Origin of the sequence: Aliisedimentitalea scapharcae (assembly GCF_045277565.1) — a bacterium.
Lineage (GTDB): Bacteria > Pseudomonadota > Alphaproteobacteria > Rhodobacterales > Rhodobacteraceae > Aliisedimentitalea > Aliisedimentitalea scapharcae.
In genome coordinates, this window is record NZ_CP123584.1 from 1,038,128 (window position 1) to 1,052,704 (window position 14,577).

Consider the following 14,577-nt stretch of genomic DNA (forward strand, 5'->3'; position numbering starts at 1 on the left):
AGCAGCGATATGGTTCCCCTGTGGTCTACTTGCTGGCCACGCCCCGAATCTCAGTCTCTTTGGTATGAATCAGAAGGATATGTTCACGGATCAACAAGAGCCCGAAACCTGACCACAGCGAGCAAAAAATAGCGGGTCCAAAGGGGGCCGGCCATGGGGTTTGCTGCGCCGCGTACGGCGCGGTGCCAGTCCCTCAGCCGCAATTCTGCATCTTTGATGCAGAGCCAGGACGCGGCAGCATTTCGGGGGTCAGCCGTTCAGTTGGCTACGCAGTTCTTCAGCCTCTTGGCGGGCGTCACGCAGCCCATCCATGGCCGCCCTCAGTTCGGCTTCGGTTTGGGTCAGTTGATTGCTCAACTCGGCTTCGCGTTGCTGCAGATACGTGATGGCCTGATCGCGTGTTTCTTCGGCTTCGTGCAGCTCCTGGCTCATACGGTCCAGGTCAGCAACGTCGCTTTGGCGCACGCGTGTAAACCGGTGCACCAGCCAATTGGCGAACCATCCCAGGGCAAAGGCCACGAACAGGATGGCGGCCGTCGTGATGATGAACTTAATTCTGTCCATTGCTGGTCTCCTGTTCGGCTTCCTCGGGGGGGGCTGTTTCGTCGGTTAGGGTTGTGGTCATCGGTGTCTCGGCTGCCGTTGCATCCAGCGTGGTTTGCTGCTCGGCGGCAGTTGAATCAGGGCGGATCAACCAGAATTCGATCCGGCGGTTTGCCTCGCGCCCGTCTTCGGTGTCATTGGAAGCAATCGGGCGGCTTTCTCCATAGCCGACTGCGGCCAGAGACGCAGTGCGCACACGGCGTGCACGCAATTCGTTCAACACAGATTGCGCCCGGGACTGGCTAAGCTGCTGGTTCATCGACTCGCGGCCCTGGCTATCGGTGTGTCCTTGGATTTCCATGCGCACGGGGCCGCAGATCAGCAGGATTTCTGCAATTTGGTCCATGGTTCCCGCCGACGCGCCGGCCACCGTGGCCGATCCTGGTTCAAAGGCGATTTTGTTCGACGCCTGGACGGCTGCAATCAATTGCTCGCATTCTTCGGGTTCGGGCACTTTGTCTTCCGGTTCGGGTGGTGCGCGATAGGTGATGTTCAGCGTGAATGTCTGGGCATCGCCCAGCTTGTCAGAAAGAAGACGGGAAACTTCGCCTTTGGTGTCTTCAAGATGGCTCACCCCCCGCAGTGTCAACTGATCGGGCGTTACACTGACAAATCCATTGCCCAGATGCGACAGTGCTTCCAGACCGGCCAGCACGCGAACGGGCCAATTGGACGGCAGGTCAGGGACGATCCGGGTTGCAGTATAGACATTGTCGGACCCAAAACGCGCCTTGGCATAGCTGTCAACCATACGCCGCAATTGCGGATCCGAAATTCGTCCGCGCAATTGCACCAGACCTTCGGGACTGAGAGTGGCGGAGAATTCCGGGATCGTATCATCGGTGTCCTCGGCGGGCATAGGTCGCACCGCATGCAGGGCAAAGACTTGAGGCAGGGCAGCTTCCAGATCGCCGACAACACGCTCGAACATGGCTTCATCCACCGTGGGCGTTGCAATCAGGGTGATGTCAGCGTTGGAAATTGTCACGGACCCACCGCCCAGTTCGGCCAAAGCCTCGAGGCTGGTTTCAGCGGCGTTCGCCCATTTGGGAGAGGGCACGCCCATGCCGATCACGCAGGTTTCGGGCCCGGTCAGCTTGGCCTGTTTCGCAGCCTGGATGATCCGATCCCGTGATACCTTGCTTTCGGCGGAACAGGCATCAAATTGGCCGCCTGTGTCGTCCAGAACATAGCGCAGCGTAAATGGGGTGATCACCGGGCGCGGCGCAGCAATGTCCAACGCCAAACGCAGGCCAGGAGGCGCTGTGCGGGTCAATTTGGTCGTCAGATCTTTCTTTTCTTCTGCACTATTGGTGATCGCGGTGATCGAAACCTGTCCCGCCACGACCGAAATCTTGGCGCGTGGCAGGTCACGCAGTGCCACTACGGCAAAACCGATGGCGTCTTCCCACCCGCGCGGCACCGGATAGGAGGCGTTTTCAATCAGATTGGCAAAGCTGCTGCCACCGGCGATCTCTGCCAGATCCCTGGAGAGTTGATCACGGTTCGACGCCGTGGGAATCAGACCAATCACCGTGATACCCGCGTCATTGCGCAGGATCTCGGCCGAAAACTCGGGAGCGGCCAGCCCACTGCTGGGGGTTATCTGCATTTCGTCGATGATCCGGGCGGCATCTACCACGCTGCCGGTCACGGAAATGGCTGTAAATCGTCTGGCTTCGTCGGGTGCAATCCCGGACAGGGTCACTTGCAGCCCATCGGCCGCAACCTCGGCCCAATCATGCCCGGTTTCATCCAGAACCCGACGTACGGCAGTTTCCGAACTGCGCTCGATTCCGGTTACCGCAAAGCTGGCGGTGACCAGGCTAAGCCCTGCAGCAAAGACAAAGCAAACAACGGCGGTCAAAAGGTAAGAAAGGCGCATAGGCGGTGGTCGTCCGTGAGTGATCCCCCTGTCATACAGAGACAGGGGCAAGGGTTCAATCAGGCGAACAACGCCGCACCAAAGAAGATAAGCGGAATCAAGCCGGTGTCTCGATTGACGCGGAACAGCTGCAACAACGAGTCATTGTTGTCCGTGTTCAGCGCCCTAAGCTGCCAGGTCAAATGCCATCCCATGGCCCAGGGCCCGGACAATGCGATGACCAGCGCCAGAACCGATGCATTTGGCATCAGGGCCAGGATAACCGCAAACCCCATAAGGCAGGTCGTGACGACCAAAAACCGCCGCATCCATCGCGGGGTATCCGAACCGAATAGCCGAGCGGTTGATTTGACCCCGATCAGAGCATCGTCTTCGGTGTCCTGATGGGCATAGATTGTGTCGTAAAACAATGTCCAGGCAATCCCGGCAAGGTACAGAAACACGGCTGGCCAGTGCAGCGCGCCCGCATGCGCCGTCCAGGCCAGCAGGGCACCCCAGTTGAACGCCAATCCCAGAAACACCTGTGGCCACCAAGTAAACCGTTTGGCAAAGGGATAGATGGCAACAGGCAATAGCGACAACACCCCCAGAGCGATGGTGGCTGGATTGAACGTCAACAGGATAGCCAGTGAAATCAGCGCCTGAATCGCCATCCAAACCAGCGCCTGTTTGACACTGACCTGGCCCGATGGGATGGGGCGCGACCGGGTGCGTTCGACCTTGTCGTCAATATCCCGGTCGGTGATGTCATTCCACGTGCATCCTGCGCCGCGCATCAACCAGGCCCCCATGGCACAGCCCAACGCGATCCACAGATCCTCCCAGCGCGGCGACTGGTCCCACAGCATGGCCAGCACCAGCCCCCACCAGCAGGGGATCAGCAGCAGCCAGGTGCCAATGGGGCGGTCTGCCCGACTGAGCCGCAAATAGGGCCGGGTCCAGGCCGGGGCCCGTGTGTCGACCCAATTGCCTTTGACTGCGTCTGAAACCTGATCTTTGCGGTCAGGGGCATCTGGTGTTGGTGCATCGCCTTGCATATGTAAGATCTCATGAGTGCAAAAGTCAGACTGTATGTAGAGCACCCGCTGGGTCAGGGGCAATCGGTTCCTTTGGAACGCGATCAGGCGCATTATCTGTTTGGGGTGATGCGGTTGGCCGTTGGCGCGCGGGTGGCGCTGTTCAACGGGCAGGATGGCGAATGGCAGGCCGAAGTGGCCGAAGCCGGGAAACGCGGCGGTGTTCTGGTTTGTGTTGATCAAAGCCGCCCGCTGCAAATGCCGCCCGATCTGTGGCTGCTGTTTGCCCCGATCAAAAAGGCGCGCACTGATTTCATCGTGGAAAAGGCCGCCGAAATGGGCGCGGCGCGGATTGTGCCGGTCCAGACCGAATTCACCAATTCCGACCGCATCCGTCAGGATCGGCTTCAGGCCCATGCGGTCGAGGCCGCGGAACAATGCGGCGGCACCTATGTGCCCGAAGTGACCGAGCTGACCAAACTGGGCCGTTTGTTGGACGCATGGCCCGCAGGCCGCCAGTTGATGTTTTGTGACGAGGCCGAAGTGGGCTCCGCCCTGCAGTTGGCGCAAACAGAACGGGGACTGCCCTGGGCCATTCTGATTGGCCCGGAGGGGGGCTTTTCTGATCGCGAACGTACCCGTCTGGCCGCGCTCCCCTCTTCGCATGTGGTCAGCCTGGGTCCGCGCATCCTGCGTGCTGACACAGCAGCCGTGGCGGCGATGACGATCTGGCAAAAGGCGCTGGGGGACTGGGGATGATCCGACTGGCCCGCCCCCAGGATACAGACGCGATCTGGGCATTTCTGAACCCGCGCCGTGCGACGTCGATGTTTTTGTCTGGAAACCTGTTGGATCATGGGATCAACACAGCGGGTCACCCAAAGGCCAATACGGTTTGGTTGAGCTGGGATCGCGATCAGATTCAGGCAGTTTTTGCTCTGACGGAATATGGGTATTTTGTTTTCGAAATTGCGTCCTTTGACCTGCAACAGGGGGCTGAGTTACGCCGGGCGCTAGGTGGGCGGACCCTGCGCGGGATCAACGGGTGCCATGCGCCGTTTGTGAAGATACGCAAGGCTTTGGGTCTAGCGGCGGAACCTGCTGTATTCGACGATTGTAAACCGCACTACCTGCTGGATCTGAAACAGTTGCAGATGCCCAGCGGAGATTCGGTCCTGCGCCCGATGCGGGTGGCAGATCTCGCCGTGTTACAGCCCTGGTTCGCCACCTATTCAGCCCAGGTGCTGGGCCTAAGGGAAACCCCGGAAAACCGGGCGCTTTCTGATGAGCGGCTGGCACTATTGATTGACAACGGCAGGGGGCGTGTCCTGTGGCTGGGCGGTCAGCCGGTGGCCATGACGGCCTTTAATGCGGTGGCCGGCTCCTGTGTTCAGGTTGGATCTGTCTATACACCGTCGCACTTGCGCGGACAGGGTCATGCGCGCCGTGCCGTTGCTCTGCATCTGGACGAAGCGCGACAGCAGGGTGTGCAGGAGGCGATTCTGTTTGCAGCGACCCCCGCGGCTGCCCATGCCTATGAGGCAATCGGGTTCCGACGGATCGGAGACTACGGCATCGTTGATTTTGCATCCCCAATTGTTCTGCCCGCCAAACCTGAGGTGGCCGCATGAGTTTCATTCGGCCCGAAGCCCGCGCCGCAATCTGGCGCTGTCGCGAGTTGATCGCTGGGGTGGGCATCGGCGTGCTCGGCGTATCCTGGGTGGTTGGAACGGCTGGGCTGATCTGGTGGCTGGGCTGGGTGCTGGTCGCGATTGGTGCCGCCGGGACCATCATTGGCCTGCAACGTCTGCGGTTTCGGATCGGGGTTGGCGGACCGGGTGTCGTGCAGGTGGACGAAGGGCAGATTTCCTATTTTGGTCCGCTGACGGGCGGAGCCGTTGCGCTTTCAGAACTTGAACGGCTGCGACTGGATCACACCGCAACACCAGCACATTGGGTGCTGGATATGCCGGGGCATCCCAGCCTGCATATTCCGGTTAACGCCGAAGGTGTGGATGCCCTGTTCGATGCGTTCACCACCCTGTCCGGGCTCAGGACCGAACGCATGTTGTCCGAGCTGCGCAAACCTGGCTCTCACCAGGTCGTGATCTGGGAGCGCCATGCAAGCCACACACAGGTGCACAGGTTGCATTGACACTGGCGTTGATTCCCATCACCACTGATTTCCCAAAGCGAACACTCAGGACGGAGCAAGCCCCATGTCCATTCCTCAATCCGGCGGTGGGCCGATCGAACGGCACGAACAGCTGGCCGAATACCTGGAATCGGGCTGCAAGCCCAAGGGCGATTGGCGTATCGGCACCGAGCACGAGAAGTTCGGGTATTGCAAAGACACGCATCAGCCCCTGCCATTTCATGGCAAACGGTCCATCGTGGCTGTGCTCGAAGGACTGCGGGACCGCCATGGCTGGGCCGAGGTGCGCGAAGGTGGCGAACTCATTGGCCTGGAAAAAGATGGGGCGAATGTCTCGCTGGAACCCGGTGGCGCGCTGGAACTGTCGGGCGCTCCGTTGGAAACGATCCATGAAACCTGTGACGAGGTGAATGTTCACCTGCGCGAGGTCAAGGATATCGCCGATGAAATCGGCGTTGGTTTTATCGGCCTGGGCGCTGCTCCGGTCTGGAGCCACGAAGAAATGCCGCTGATGCCCAAGGGGCGGTACAAGTTGATGGACGCCTATATGGGCAAGGTCGGCACCATGGGCCGGTCGATGATGCGCCGCACCTGTACGGTTCAGGTCAACATCGACTTTGGCTCCGAAGCCGACATGGTGCAGAAACTGCGCGTCGCGCTGGCGTTACAGCCGGTTGCTACGGCATTGTTCGCCAATTCACCGTTTTTCGAGGGCAAGCCCAACGGGCACAAGTCCTGGCGTTCGCGTGTGTGGCGCGATCTGGACGATGCACGCACCGGCATGTTGCCATTCGTGTTCGACGACGGGTTCGGGTTCGAGGCATACGTGCAATACGCGCTCGATGTGCCGATGTATTTTGTCTATCGCGATGGCAAATACATTGACGCGCTGGGCATGTCGTTCCGTGATTTCCTGGTGGGCAAACTTCCTGCGCTGCCGGGTGAAACCCCGACGCTGTCGGATTGGGCTGACCATTTGACCACGGCTTTCCCCGAAGCCCGGATCAAGAAATACATGGAAATGCGGGGCGCTGATGGTGGCCCCTGGCGGCGTCTGTGCGCGCTGCCTGCATTCTGGGTTGGTCTGACCTATGATCAATCGTCGTTGGATGCGGCTTGGGATCTGGTCAAAGGCTGGGATGCCGAAACCCGCGAAGCCTTGCGCATCGCCGCATCCGTAGACGGGTTGCAGGCGCAGGTCGGTAACATCAACATGCATGATCTGGCGCGCGAAGTCGTGTCGATTTCTGATGCCGGTTTGCGGGCCCGGGCAAAACCCGGTGCCGGTGGTCTGGTTCCAGATGAAACCCATTTCCTGAACGCGCTCAAGGACAGCCTGGAATCTGGGCAGGTCCCTGCGGATGAGCTTTTGGAACGGTATCATGGCGATTGGAATGGCGACCTGAGCCGGATTTATGGCGACTATAGCTATTGACGATCAAAGGGGGCTCGGGGTTTGAGCCTCCTTCCGCTCCGCTCTCTCGGCCGGGTCTGATCAAACGGTTTTTGCAATCTAGCTTTCCCAAGCAGCGTCCTGATTTCGATCTGGCGTTTTGACCGCGGTCAGCGGCAGAAACATGGCCGCTTCTGTGGGTTAGGTAGGGTTTTGCGAACCGACCTGGGGTGACAGGTCAGGGCAAGATGTGCATGCTCATATGTCAGAACCGGGAAAGGGATTTGGGATGAGCGCACGGATGGCACGACGGGTTTTTCTGGGGTTGGCAACGGCGGCCTTGGTGGCGGTTCAGGGTATGGCCCAGGGCGTAAACGGACTGTATCAGGTCGAAGGTCGCAACCCGGATGGATCGACCTATACCGGGTCGGCGCAATTGGTGGAAATCAATGGAACAGTCACCATCGCCTGGCAGGTGGCAGGACAGGGGTATCAGGGCACCGGAACCCGCAATGGCGATATCGTATGGATCAACTGGGGTGCCGATCATCCAGTGGTCTATGTGGTCATGCCCAGTGGGCAGTTGCACGGCACCTGGGCCAATGGTCAGGCCTTGGAACGGTTGGTGCCGTAATCTTCCCATGCGCCGGGCGGGTTATTTTTGACCGATGCGGGGTTCGGTTCCGAGCCGGATTCGTTTGATGTTTTCGCGGTGGCGCCAATAGACCAGCAATGTCAGGGGGATGCCCAGAAGCAATGCGGCCCCGTTTGTGAGCAACACAACCCAAATGGTCGATGAAGCTGCCGCAATCAGTGCCGAAAGCGATGAGATGCGGGTCACGATGGCCGTCACCAACCACGTCAGGCAGCAGGCCACGCCAACTGGCCAGGCCAGCGCCAACCATAGGCCCAGAAAGGTCGCGACACCCTTGCCGCCCTTGAACCCCAGCCAAACCGGATAACAGTGGCCAATAAAGGCCGCGAACCCGGCCAGTTGTGCGGCGTCTTCGGGCGCAAAAGCCCGGGCCAGGAGCACGGCCGCTGCGCCTTTGCCACCGTCCAGAACCAGGGTCAGAAACGCGGCTGGTTTCGATCCTGTGCGCAGCACGTTGGTGGCACCAATGTTTCCCGAACCGATTTCACGCAGATTGCCCAGCCCCATGAACCGGGCCACCACCACACCAAAGGGGATCGCCCCCAGACCATAACCGATCAGGACCCATAGCAGCAGAATGGGCAGGTCAGATTCGAGCGTGGGCATCAGCTATCTCCGATAGACGGGGGTTCCGGCGACATAGGTTGCCAGCACCCTACCTTGCATCCGCTGGCCGTCAAACGGAGTGTTCTGAGACTTCGACCGAAGTTTGAACCGGTCCATGACAAAGGGCGTGTCAGGGTCGAACAGGACCAGATCCGCCGGGGCTTCTGCAGCGAGCCGACCACCAGCAAGGCCCAGCCGATTGGCCGGATTCAGTGACATGGCGCGAAACAGCGTTGGCAGGTCCAAGTGGCCCGAGTGATACAGGCGCAACGCGGCCGGCAACAAAGTTTCCATCGCAACCGCACCAGCGGCGGCTTCCTCGAATGGGAGACGCTTGCTTTCTTCGTCTTGGGGGGTGTGCATCGAACTGATGGTGTCGATCAAGCCGGTGCGCACCGCTTCGACCACTGCCAGACGATCGTCTTCGCTACGCAAGGGCGGTTTGACCTTGAAGAAGGTACGATAGTCGGCCACGTCCAGCTCGTTCAGGGTCAGGTGGTGGATCGAGGTTCCGGCGGTGATGTCCAGACCGTTGTTTTTGGCACGCTCAAGCGCGGGCAGGGCCCTGGCGGTGGTGATCTGGTCGGCATGATAGCGCGCGCCGGTCATTTCCAGCAGCGCAATATCCCGATCCAGCCCCATGCGTTCTGCCATGGGCGAGACGGCAGGTAAACCACGCAGCGAAGCAAATTTCCCAGATGTGGCGGCGGCCCCTTTGCTCAGCTCGGGCTCTTGTGGATGGGCAATCACTAATGCGCCAAGGCTGCGCGCATAGGTCAACGCACGCGAAAACACCTTGGTATTGGCGACAACATGGTCACAGTCGGAAAAGGCCACGGCACCGGCATCCATCAGAAAGCCGATTTCCGTCATCTCGCGCCCTTCGCGTCCCTTGGTCAGGGCGGCCATGGCCAACACATTGACAGGTGTGTCGGCCTGGGCGCGGCGGTTGACGAATTCCAGCGTTTCCGGCGTGTCTATGGTTGGCGTGGTGTCCGGGCGGGTAATCATTGTGGTGACCCCTCCGGCGGCGGCGGCGTGGCCTGCGGACTTATAGCTTTCCTTGTGTCGCTCACCGGGTTCGCAGACCTTGACTCCGATGTCGATGATGCCAGGGGCCAGACATTTTCCATTGCAGTCGACGATCTCGTCCGCTGCCGGTGCCGGGGTTGCGGAACCGGTGCCAACAATGGACCCGGCGCGAACCAGCAGCCAGCCCAAGGTGTCGGATCCGGCTTCGGGGTCGATCAGGCGGGCATTGATGAAGAGGGTGGTGCTCATAGGCGGGCCCTTTCGATGGCGGCAATGGTGGCGGCCGGGTCGGCCTGGTATTTGATCAGATATTTCTGGCCGTCGGTCGTGATGACCTGGACATAGCTGCCCATGGATTTGACACCTGAAATGCTGGCCAAAGGCACGGAATGCCCTGTGGGGCCGACCAATGCGGTGCTTGTCAGGGTCCAGATGGCGGCCAGTTCTTCCTTGCGGGCATAGAACCCGCGCAGGGCGATTGCAGCCAAGCCACCTACGGCACCGGTCCAGATGTGCGGGCTGTCCATGACCCACAGAACCCCCATTGCGGCGGCCATGCCAACGGCAGCCATCCAGGTGTGGGCACGCAGATAGGCGGTTGCATCGGGGGAGATTTTTGTTTCGCTCATGGTCTTAGAACACCAGCAAGAGGAGGACGATGGTGATCAAGGCCATCATCACGGCAAACAGGGTGAACCCGATCCGACGTGCACGGGCGCGAGCGGCACGCGGGGATTGTTTTGTTGCCGAATACAGCTGGGCGCTGGCGGTCTCTATGGGGGTGCCGCTCCAATTGGTGCTGGGTTCGGACAGCGTGGCGACCAGCTGGATCTGATCGGCCGGGTTCAGGCGGGTTTCGCGACCGCCAAAGGCGCGGCTGCGGATCAGCAGGACGTCGCCTTTGATCGCGCTGAGCACGTCGGACTGTGGGTCAATCTCTTCAGGCGATAGGCCGCAACCTTCGATCAGATATCCGGTCAGCCCCAACTCTTCGAGATCGTCGGTGGAAAAGATTTCGATCTGGTCCCGGTTCATCTCTTCGATGCCCAGCACCTGCTCGAGCGCACCGGTTTCGGACAGGAATTTGACCTGTTCGGGGCGCATATCCAGCGTGAAAACGCGGATAATCGCCCGTTCTCCGGTGGGAATGGTGATGGTCCCGGTCATCGGGTCAATGCTCCGCCGAAATGCGCTGGGCGCGTAGATTGCGGGCCAGAAGATCCATAGCGGCCATGCGCACGGCGACCCCCATTTCGACTTGTTCCTGAATGACTGATCGGTTGATGTCATCTGCGATGGTTCCGTCGATTTCGACGCCGCGATTCATCGGTCCGGGATGCATGACAATCGCGTCGGGTTTGGCCAACGACAGCTTATCCGCATCCAGTCCATAGCGGTGATAATACTCCCGTTCTGAAGGAATGAAGCCACCGTCCATCCGCTCTTTCTGAAGGCGCAGCATCATCACGACGTCCACGTCCTGTAGCCCCTCGCGCATGTCATCATAAACTTCGACCCCAAAGGCGTCGATCTGCGCCGGCATCAGCGTCGGCGGGCCAATCAGTCGAATACGGTTTTCCATCTTGCCCAACAGGATCAGGTTCGATCGAGCCACGCGGGAATGGGCGATGTCGCCACAGATTGCGATGTTCAGACGGTGCAACCGGCCCTTGGCGCGGCGGATGGTCAACGCGTCCAGCAGCGCCTGGGTGGGGTGTTCGTGACGTCCATCACCGGCGTTCAGCACGGCGCAGTTCACCTTTTGCGCCAGCAGGTCCACCGCGCCGGAATGCGGGTGGCGCACCACCAGCAAATCGGGGTGCATGGCATTCAACGTCATGGCGGTATCGATCAGGGTTTCGCCCTTTTTGATCGAACTGGCCTGCATGGCCATGTTCATGACGTCTGCGCCCAACCGTTTGCCTGCCAATTCAAAAGAGGCCTGTGTGCGGGTCGAGTTTTCAAAGAACATGTTGATCTGGGTCAGACCACGCAGGGTTTCGGAGTGTTTTTCCGAACGCCGGTTCAGATCGACGTATTCATCGGCCAGATCCAGAATCGCGGTGATATCATGTGGTTTGAGGTGTTCGATGCCCAGAAGGTGCTTGTGACCGAACGTCATTGAGGATGCTCCCTGCCGCGATGCTGGAGGGCTTATACGGGGGGTTGGGCGGCAGGGGCAAGGGGGCGGTGGATCAATATCCGGTCTGTCGGTCCACCAGACCTGCGGGTTTTTGTCCAGCTTCAAAGCTGGCGATGCCGTCTGCGATGAAACGGGCCACGGCCATGGGGTCTGCATCACCTGCCACATGGGGCGTGATGCGTATCCGGTCATGGGTCCAGAACGGGTGATTCTGAGGGAGCGGTTCGGTGGCAACTGTATCCAGTGCCGCCATCGCAGGGCGGCCACGCTCCAGCGCTGGGATCAGGTCGGGTTCGGCCAAATGGGCCCCACGGCCAAGATTGATCAGGATTGCGTCGTCGCGCATTTGATCCAGCAGCCTGGTGTTCAGAATGCCCACTGTCTCATCGGTCAAGGGCAACAGGTTGACCACTGCCCGGCTTTGCGAAACCGTTTGTGCCAGCCCGCCAGATCCGCTGACCACAACCGTGCCATCAGGTTCCTGCCGGTCGCGCGAGGCATAGGCCGTGACCGGGTATCCCAATCCGCGCAGAGCCCGGGCCAGACAGGACCCAATTTTGCCAAACCCCAGGATGCCGACTGGGAATCTTGATGGTGCAGTTCGGTTGATCACCGCCCACTGCTGTTGCGCCTGTTGATCAACATAGCCTTGCATCTGGCGTTGCCAATTGACGATGTGCCAAATCGCGAACCCGCCAATCATCTGCGCCTGCTCGTCAACGATCACCCGGCTGACGGTGGTTTCGGGTTTCAGACTGGGGGCGCTCAAAATCGCATCGACCCCGGCACCTGCGCTGGAAACCATGGCCAGATTGGGATAGGGCGCGAAATCCGAGGGATCCGGAGTAAAGGCGACGGCATGGCGGATCGTTTGCGGATCAACGACTTCATCAGGAAACCGCATGGTGATCCAGGGAGCATACGTGCGCAGCCCTGCTTCGAAGAAATCCTTGAGGTCGTATTTTCGGCACAGGCAGACGAGATCTATGGGCTGCATTTCGGCTCCGTCCAAGTGGTGTTTGAGGGGCACCTTAGGCAGGACGCGCGGATGGGTAAAGCGCGCGCATTGGCGGTTTCCCTCGAGGTAGCAAGGGGGTAGCCTGTGGCGCATGGAATCGGCTCTGGATTATCATACGGCTCGCGCCTTGCTGGACTGGCAGATTGAACTCGGCGTGACCGAGACGATCAGCGATGCGCCAATCAATCGCTACGAGCTCGAGCAAAAAGCGCCCAAGCCCAATGCCGTCGAAACGGCCGCCGTTCCTGTCATACCCAAAGAGGTCGATCCGGTTGTGGTGGCGCAACAGGTGGCAAAAGCGGCCAATTCCCTGTCGGACCTGCGCGACGCTATGGGCCATTTCGACCACTGTGATCTCAAACGGGGCGCTCGCAATCTGGTGTTTTCCGACGGTCAGGCCGGTGCACGCGTCATGATCATCGGCGAAGCGCCGGGCCGCGACGAAGATCGCCAAGGCAAGCCCTTTGTCGGGCGGGCGGGGCAATTGTTGGACCGGATGCTGGATGCCATTGACCTGAACCGCGAGAGCAACGTCTATATCACCAATGTCTTGCCTTGGCGCCCCCCCCAGAACCGGGATCCCTTGCCGATCGAAATCTCGATGATGGTGCCGTTCCTGCGCCGCCACGTCGAACTGGCGCAGCCCGACGTGTTGATCCTGATGGGAAATATCAGCTGTCAGGCCGTGCTGGCCAAACGGGGTATCACCCGGCTGCGGGGCAATTGGGGCGACGCCTGGGGCATACCGGCCCTGCCAATGTTCCATCCGGCTTACCTGTTGCGTCAGCCGCAAATGAAACGCCAGGCCTGGGCCGATCTGTTGGAAATCAAGGCGCGGTTGGGGGCGCTGGCGTGAAGATCCTTGCCTTTTCCGACCTCCATTTGAATGCAAACCGCGCAGCCGATCTGGTGTCGGCCAGCGCCGAGGCGGATTTGGTCATCGGAGCCGGAGATTTCTGCAATGTGCGGATGGGCCTGAGTGATGCGATGGCGTTGTTGTCCGGACTCAAGGCCCCGATGGTTGCTGTACCGGGCAATGCCGAAAGCGCGCAGGAGCTGCGCGCGGCTGCTTTGACGGGAACCACCGTGTTGCACGGGGCGGGGGGCTGCTTTGGCGGGCTGAACATTTTTGGTCTTGGGTATGGCGTCCCCGAGACACCGTTTGGCAGCTGGTCCTGTGATCTGTCTGAATCCCAGGCGGCACAGATGCTTGATGCCTGCAAGGCGGCCGACATCCTGATTGCCCATTCCCCGCCCAAGGGGATTGCAGATCGCACGTCGGATGGCGTGTCCGTCGGGTCCAGCGCCATCCGGGCCGCTGTCGAACGCATTCAGCCCAAATTGATGCTGTGTGGCCATGTGCATGATTGTTGGGGCGAACGTGGAATCATCGGTGTTACCGAAGTGATTAACTTGGGGCCGCGCCCCAATTGGTTCGAGGTCCAGACATGATCGACATGTTCACGCTTGCTACCTTTGTCCCTGCTGCTTTGGCGTTGAACCTGACGCCGGGTGCGGACATGATGTTCTGCCTCGGGCAGGGGGTACGTTCAGGGCCGCGCGCGGCACTGGCCGCCAGCGCCGGGATTTCGGTTGGCGGCATGGTGCATATGGCGCTGGGCGGGCTGGGCTTGGGCGCTGCTGTCGCCGCCATGCCCTGGCTGTTCGAGGCAATTCGCTGGCTTGGGGTGTGCTATCTGCTCTATCTGGCCTGGGGTGCGTTTCGTGGTGGCCATGCACCAGAGGAAATTCGCGCCGCGCGGGCGTCCCGTGCCTTTCGAGACGGTATGCTGGTCAATCTGACCAACCCGAAAGTGATCCTGTTTGTTCTCGCTTTTGTTCCGCAATTTGTCGATCCGGCGGCCGGATCGATCCTCATCCAATTTCTGATCTTTGGTGCAATCATGGGAGCCACCGGGTTCTTTGTGAATGGTGGGGTCGGCGTCTTTGCCGGGTCCATGGGGCATTACCTGACCGGCAATGCAACGGCGGGTCGCTGGTTGGGTCGGATCTCGGGAACGATTTTTACCGGGCTGGCACTGAGGCTGGCCATCATGGAAAGGGCTTGACG

Annotated in this window: 17 protein-coding genes; 8 read left to right on the top strand and 9 right to left on the bottom strand. The window is 60.1% G+C overall.

Annotated features, from left to right (window positions below):
- Nucleotides 1–249 precede the first annotated feature (249 nt).
- Genes QEZ52_RS04850 through ubiA form a run of 3 tightly spaced genes read right to left on the bottom strand, consistent with a single transcriptional unit; the run spans nt 250 to nt 3,525 of the window.
- Complete coding sequence (locus QEZ52_RS04850; RefSeq protein ID WP_406648346.1) at nt 250–564, bottom strand: hypothetical protein; 315 nt, start codon at nt 562–564, stop codon at nt 250–252.
- Nucleotides 551–2,488, bottom strand: coding sequence for an OmpA family protein (locus QEZ52_RS04855; RefSeq protein ID WP_406648348.1), 1,938 nt, complete (start codon nt 2,486–2,488; stop codon nt 551–553). The genes QEZ52_RS04850 and QEZ52_RS04855 overlap by 14 nt, the downstream gene beginning before the upstream one ends.
- Before the next feature lie 59 nt (nt 2,489–2,547).
- Entirely contained in the window at nt 2,548–3,525 is a 978-nt protein-coding gene (gene ubiA / locus QEZ52_RS04860) for a 4-hydroxybenzoate octaprenyltransferase (RefSeq protein ID WP_406648349.1), read from the bottom strand.
- 12 nt (nt 3,526–3,537) lie between these two features.
- On the opposite strand from ubiA, the gene QEZ52_RS04865 reads away from it, so the two are divergent.
- From QEZ52_RS04865 to QEZ52_RS04885, 5 genes are all read left to right on the top strand, one after another.
- Nucleotides 3,538–4,263: a 16S rRNA (uracil(1498)-N(3))-methyltransferase gene (locus QEZ52_RS04865; protein WP_406648350.1), complete on the top strand. Its 726-nt coding sequence runs from the start codon at nt 3,538–3,540 to the stop codon at nt 4,261–4,263.
- Nucleotides 4,260–5,135, top strand: a complete 876-nt coding sequence (locus QEZ52_RS04870; RefSeq protein WP_406648352.1) for a GNAT family N-acetyltransferase — start codon at nt 4,260–4,262, stop codon at nt 5,133–5,135. The genes QEZ52_RS04865 and QEZ52_RS04870 overlap by 4 nt, the downstream gene beginning before the upstream one ends.
- The gene (locus QEZ52_RS04875) at nt 5,132–5,659 is read left to right on the top strand and encodes a hypothetical protein (RefSeq protein ID WP_406648353.1); all 528 of its coding nucleotides are present in this window, start codon (nt 5,132–5,134) and stop codon (nt 5,657–5,659) included. The genes QEZ52_RS04870 and QEZ52_RS04875 overlap by 4 nt, the downstream gene beginning before the upstream one ends.
- A gap of 64 nt (nt 5,660–5,723) precedes the next feature.
- Entirely contained in the window at nt 5,724–7,094 is a 1,371-nt protein-coding gene (locus QEZ52_RS04880; RefSeq protein ID WP_406648354.1) for a glutamate--cysteine ligase, read from the top strand.
- A gap of 247 nt (nt 7,095–7,341) precedes the next feature.
- Nucleotides 7,342–7,686 (top strand): hypothetical protein, encoded by a 345-nt coding sequence (locus tag QEZ52_RS04885; RefSeq protein ID WP_406648355.1) that lies wholly within the window; start codon nt 7,342–7,344, stop codon nt 7,684–7,686.
- A gap of 21 nt (nt 7,687–7,707) precedes the next feature.
- On the opposite strand, the gene plsY is transcribed toward QEZ52_RS04885, so the two are convergent.
- The 6 genes from plsY to QEZ52_RS04915 all read right to left on the bottom strand — a co-directional run bounded on the left by plsY (nt 7,708) and on the right by QEZ52_RS04915 (nt 12,485).
- A complete protein-coding gene (gene plsY, locus QEZ52_RS04890) occupies nt 7,708–8,313 on the bottom strand; it encodes a glycerol-3-phosphate acyltransferase (protein ID WP_406648357.1) in 606 nt (201 codons plus the stop codon).
- Nucleotides 8,314–8,316: 3 nt separating this feature from the next.
- Complete coding sequence (gene pyrC, locus QEZ52_RS04895) at nt 8,317–9,594, bottom strand: dihydroorotase (protein ID WP_406648358.1); 1,278 nt, start codon at nt 9,592–9,594, stop codon at nt 8,317–8,319.
- Entirely contained in the window at nt 9,591–9,974 is a 384-nt protein-coding gene (locus QEZ52_RS04900; RefSeq protein ID WP_406648359.1) for a hypothetical protein, read from the bottom strand. The genes pyrC and QEZ52_RS04900 overlap by 4 nt, the downstream gene beginning before the upstream one ends.
- Before the next feature lie 4 nt (nt 9,975–9,978).
- Complete coding sequence (locus QEZ52_RS04905) at nt 9,979–10,512, bottom strand: hypothetical protein (RefSeq protein WP_406648360.1); 534 nt, start codon at nt 10,510–10,512, stop codon at nt 9,979–9,981.
- 4 nt (nt 10,513–10,516) lie between these two features.
- On the bottom strand, nt 10,517–11,467 hold the full coding sequence (locus QEZ52_RS04910) for an aspartate carbamoyltransferase catalytic subunit (RefSeq protein WP_406648361.1): 951 nt from the start codon (nt 11,465–11,467) through the stop codon (nt 10,517–10,519).
- 73 nt (nt 11,468–11,540) lie between these two features.
- On the bottom strand, nt 11,541–12,485 hold the full coding sequence (locus tag QEZ52_RS04915; protein WP_406648362.1) for an NAD(P)-dependent oxidoreductase: 945 nt from the start codon (nt 12,483–12,485) through the stop codon (nt 11,541–11,543).
- 112 nt (nt 12,486–12,597) lie between these two features.
- Here QEZ52_RS04915 and QEZ52_RS04920 point away from each other — a divergent pair, with 112 nt between their 5' ends.
- From QEZ52_RS04920 to QEZ52_RS04930, 3 genes are read left to right on the top strand one after another with little or no spacing between them, the layout of a single operon-like run.
- The gene (locus QEZ52_RS04920; protein ID WP_406648363.1) at nt 12,598–13,362 is read left to right on the top strand and encodes a uracil-DNA glycosylase family protein; all 765 of its coding nucleotides are present in this window, start codon (nt 12,598–12,600) and stop codon (nt 13,360–13,362) included.
- Complete coding sequence (locus QEZ52_RS04925; protein ID WP_406648364.1) at nt 13,359–13,958, top strand: metallophosphoesterase; 600 nt, start codon at nt 13,359–13,361, stop codon at nt 13,956–13,958. The genes QEZ52_RS04920 and QEZ52_RS04925 overlap by 4 nt, the downstream gene beginning before the upstream one ends.
- Nucleotides 13,955–14,575 (top strand): LysE family translocator, encoded by a 621-nt coding sequence (locus QEZ52_RS04930; RefSeq protein ID WP_406648365.1) that lies wholly within the window; start codon nt 13,955–13,957, stop codon nt 14,573–14,575. Before QEZ52_RS04925 ends, QEZ52_RS04930 begins: the two co-directional genes overlap by 4 nt.
- Nucleotides 14,576–14,577: the final 2 nt, after the last annotated feature.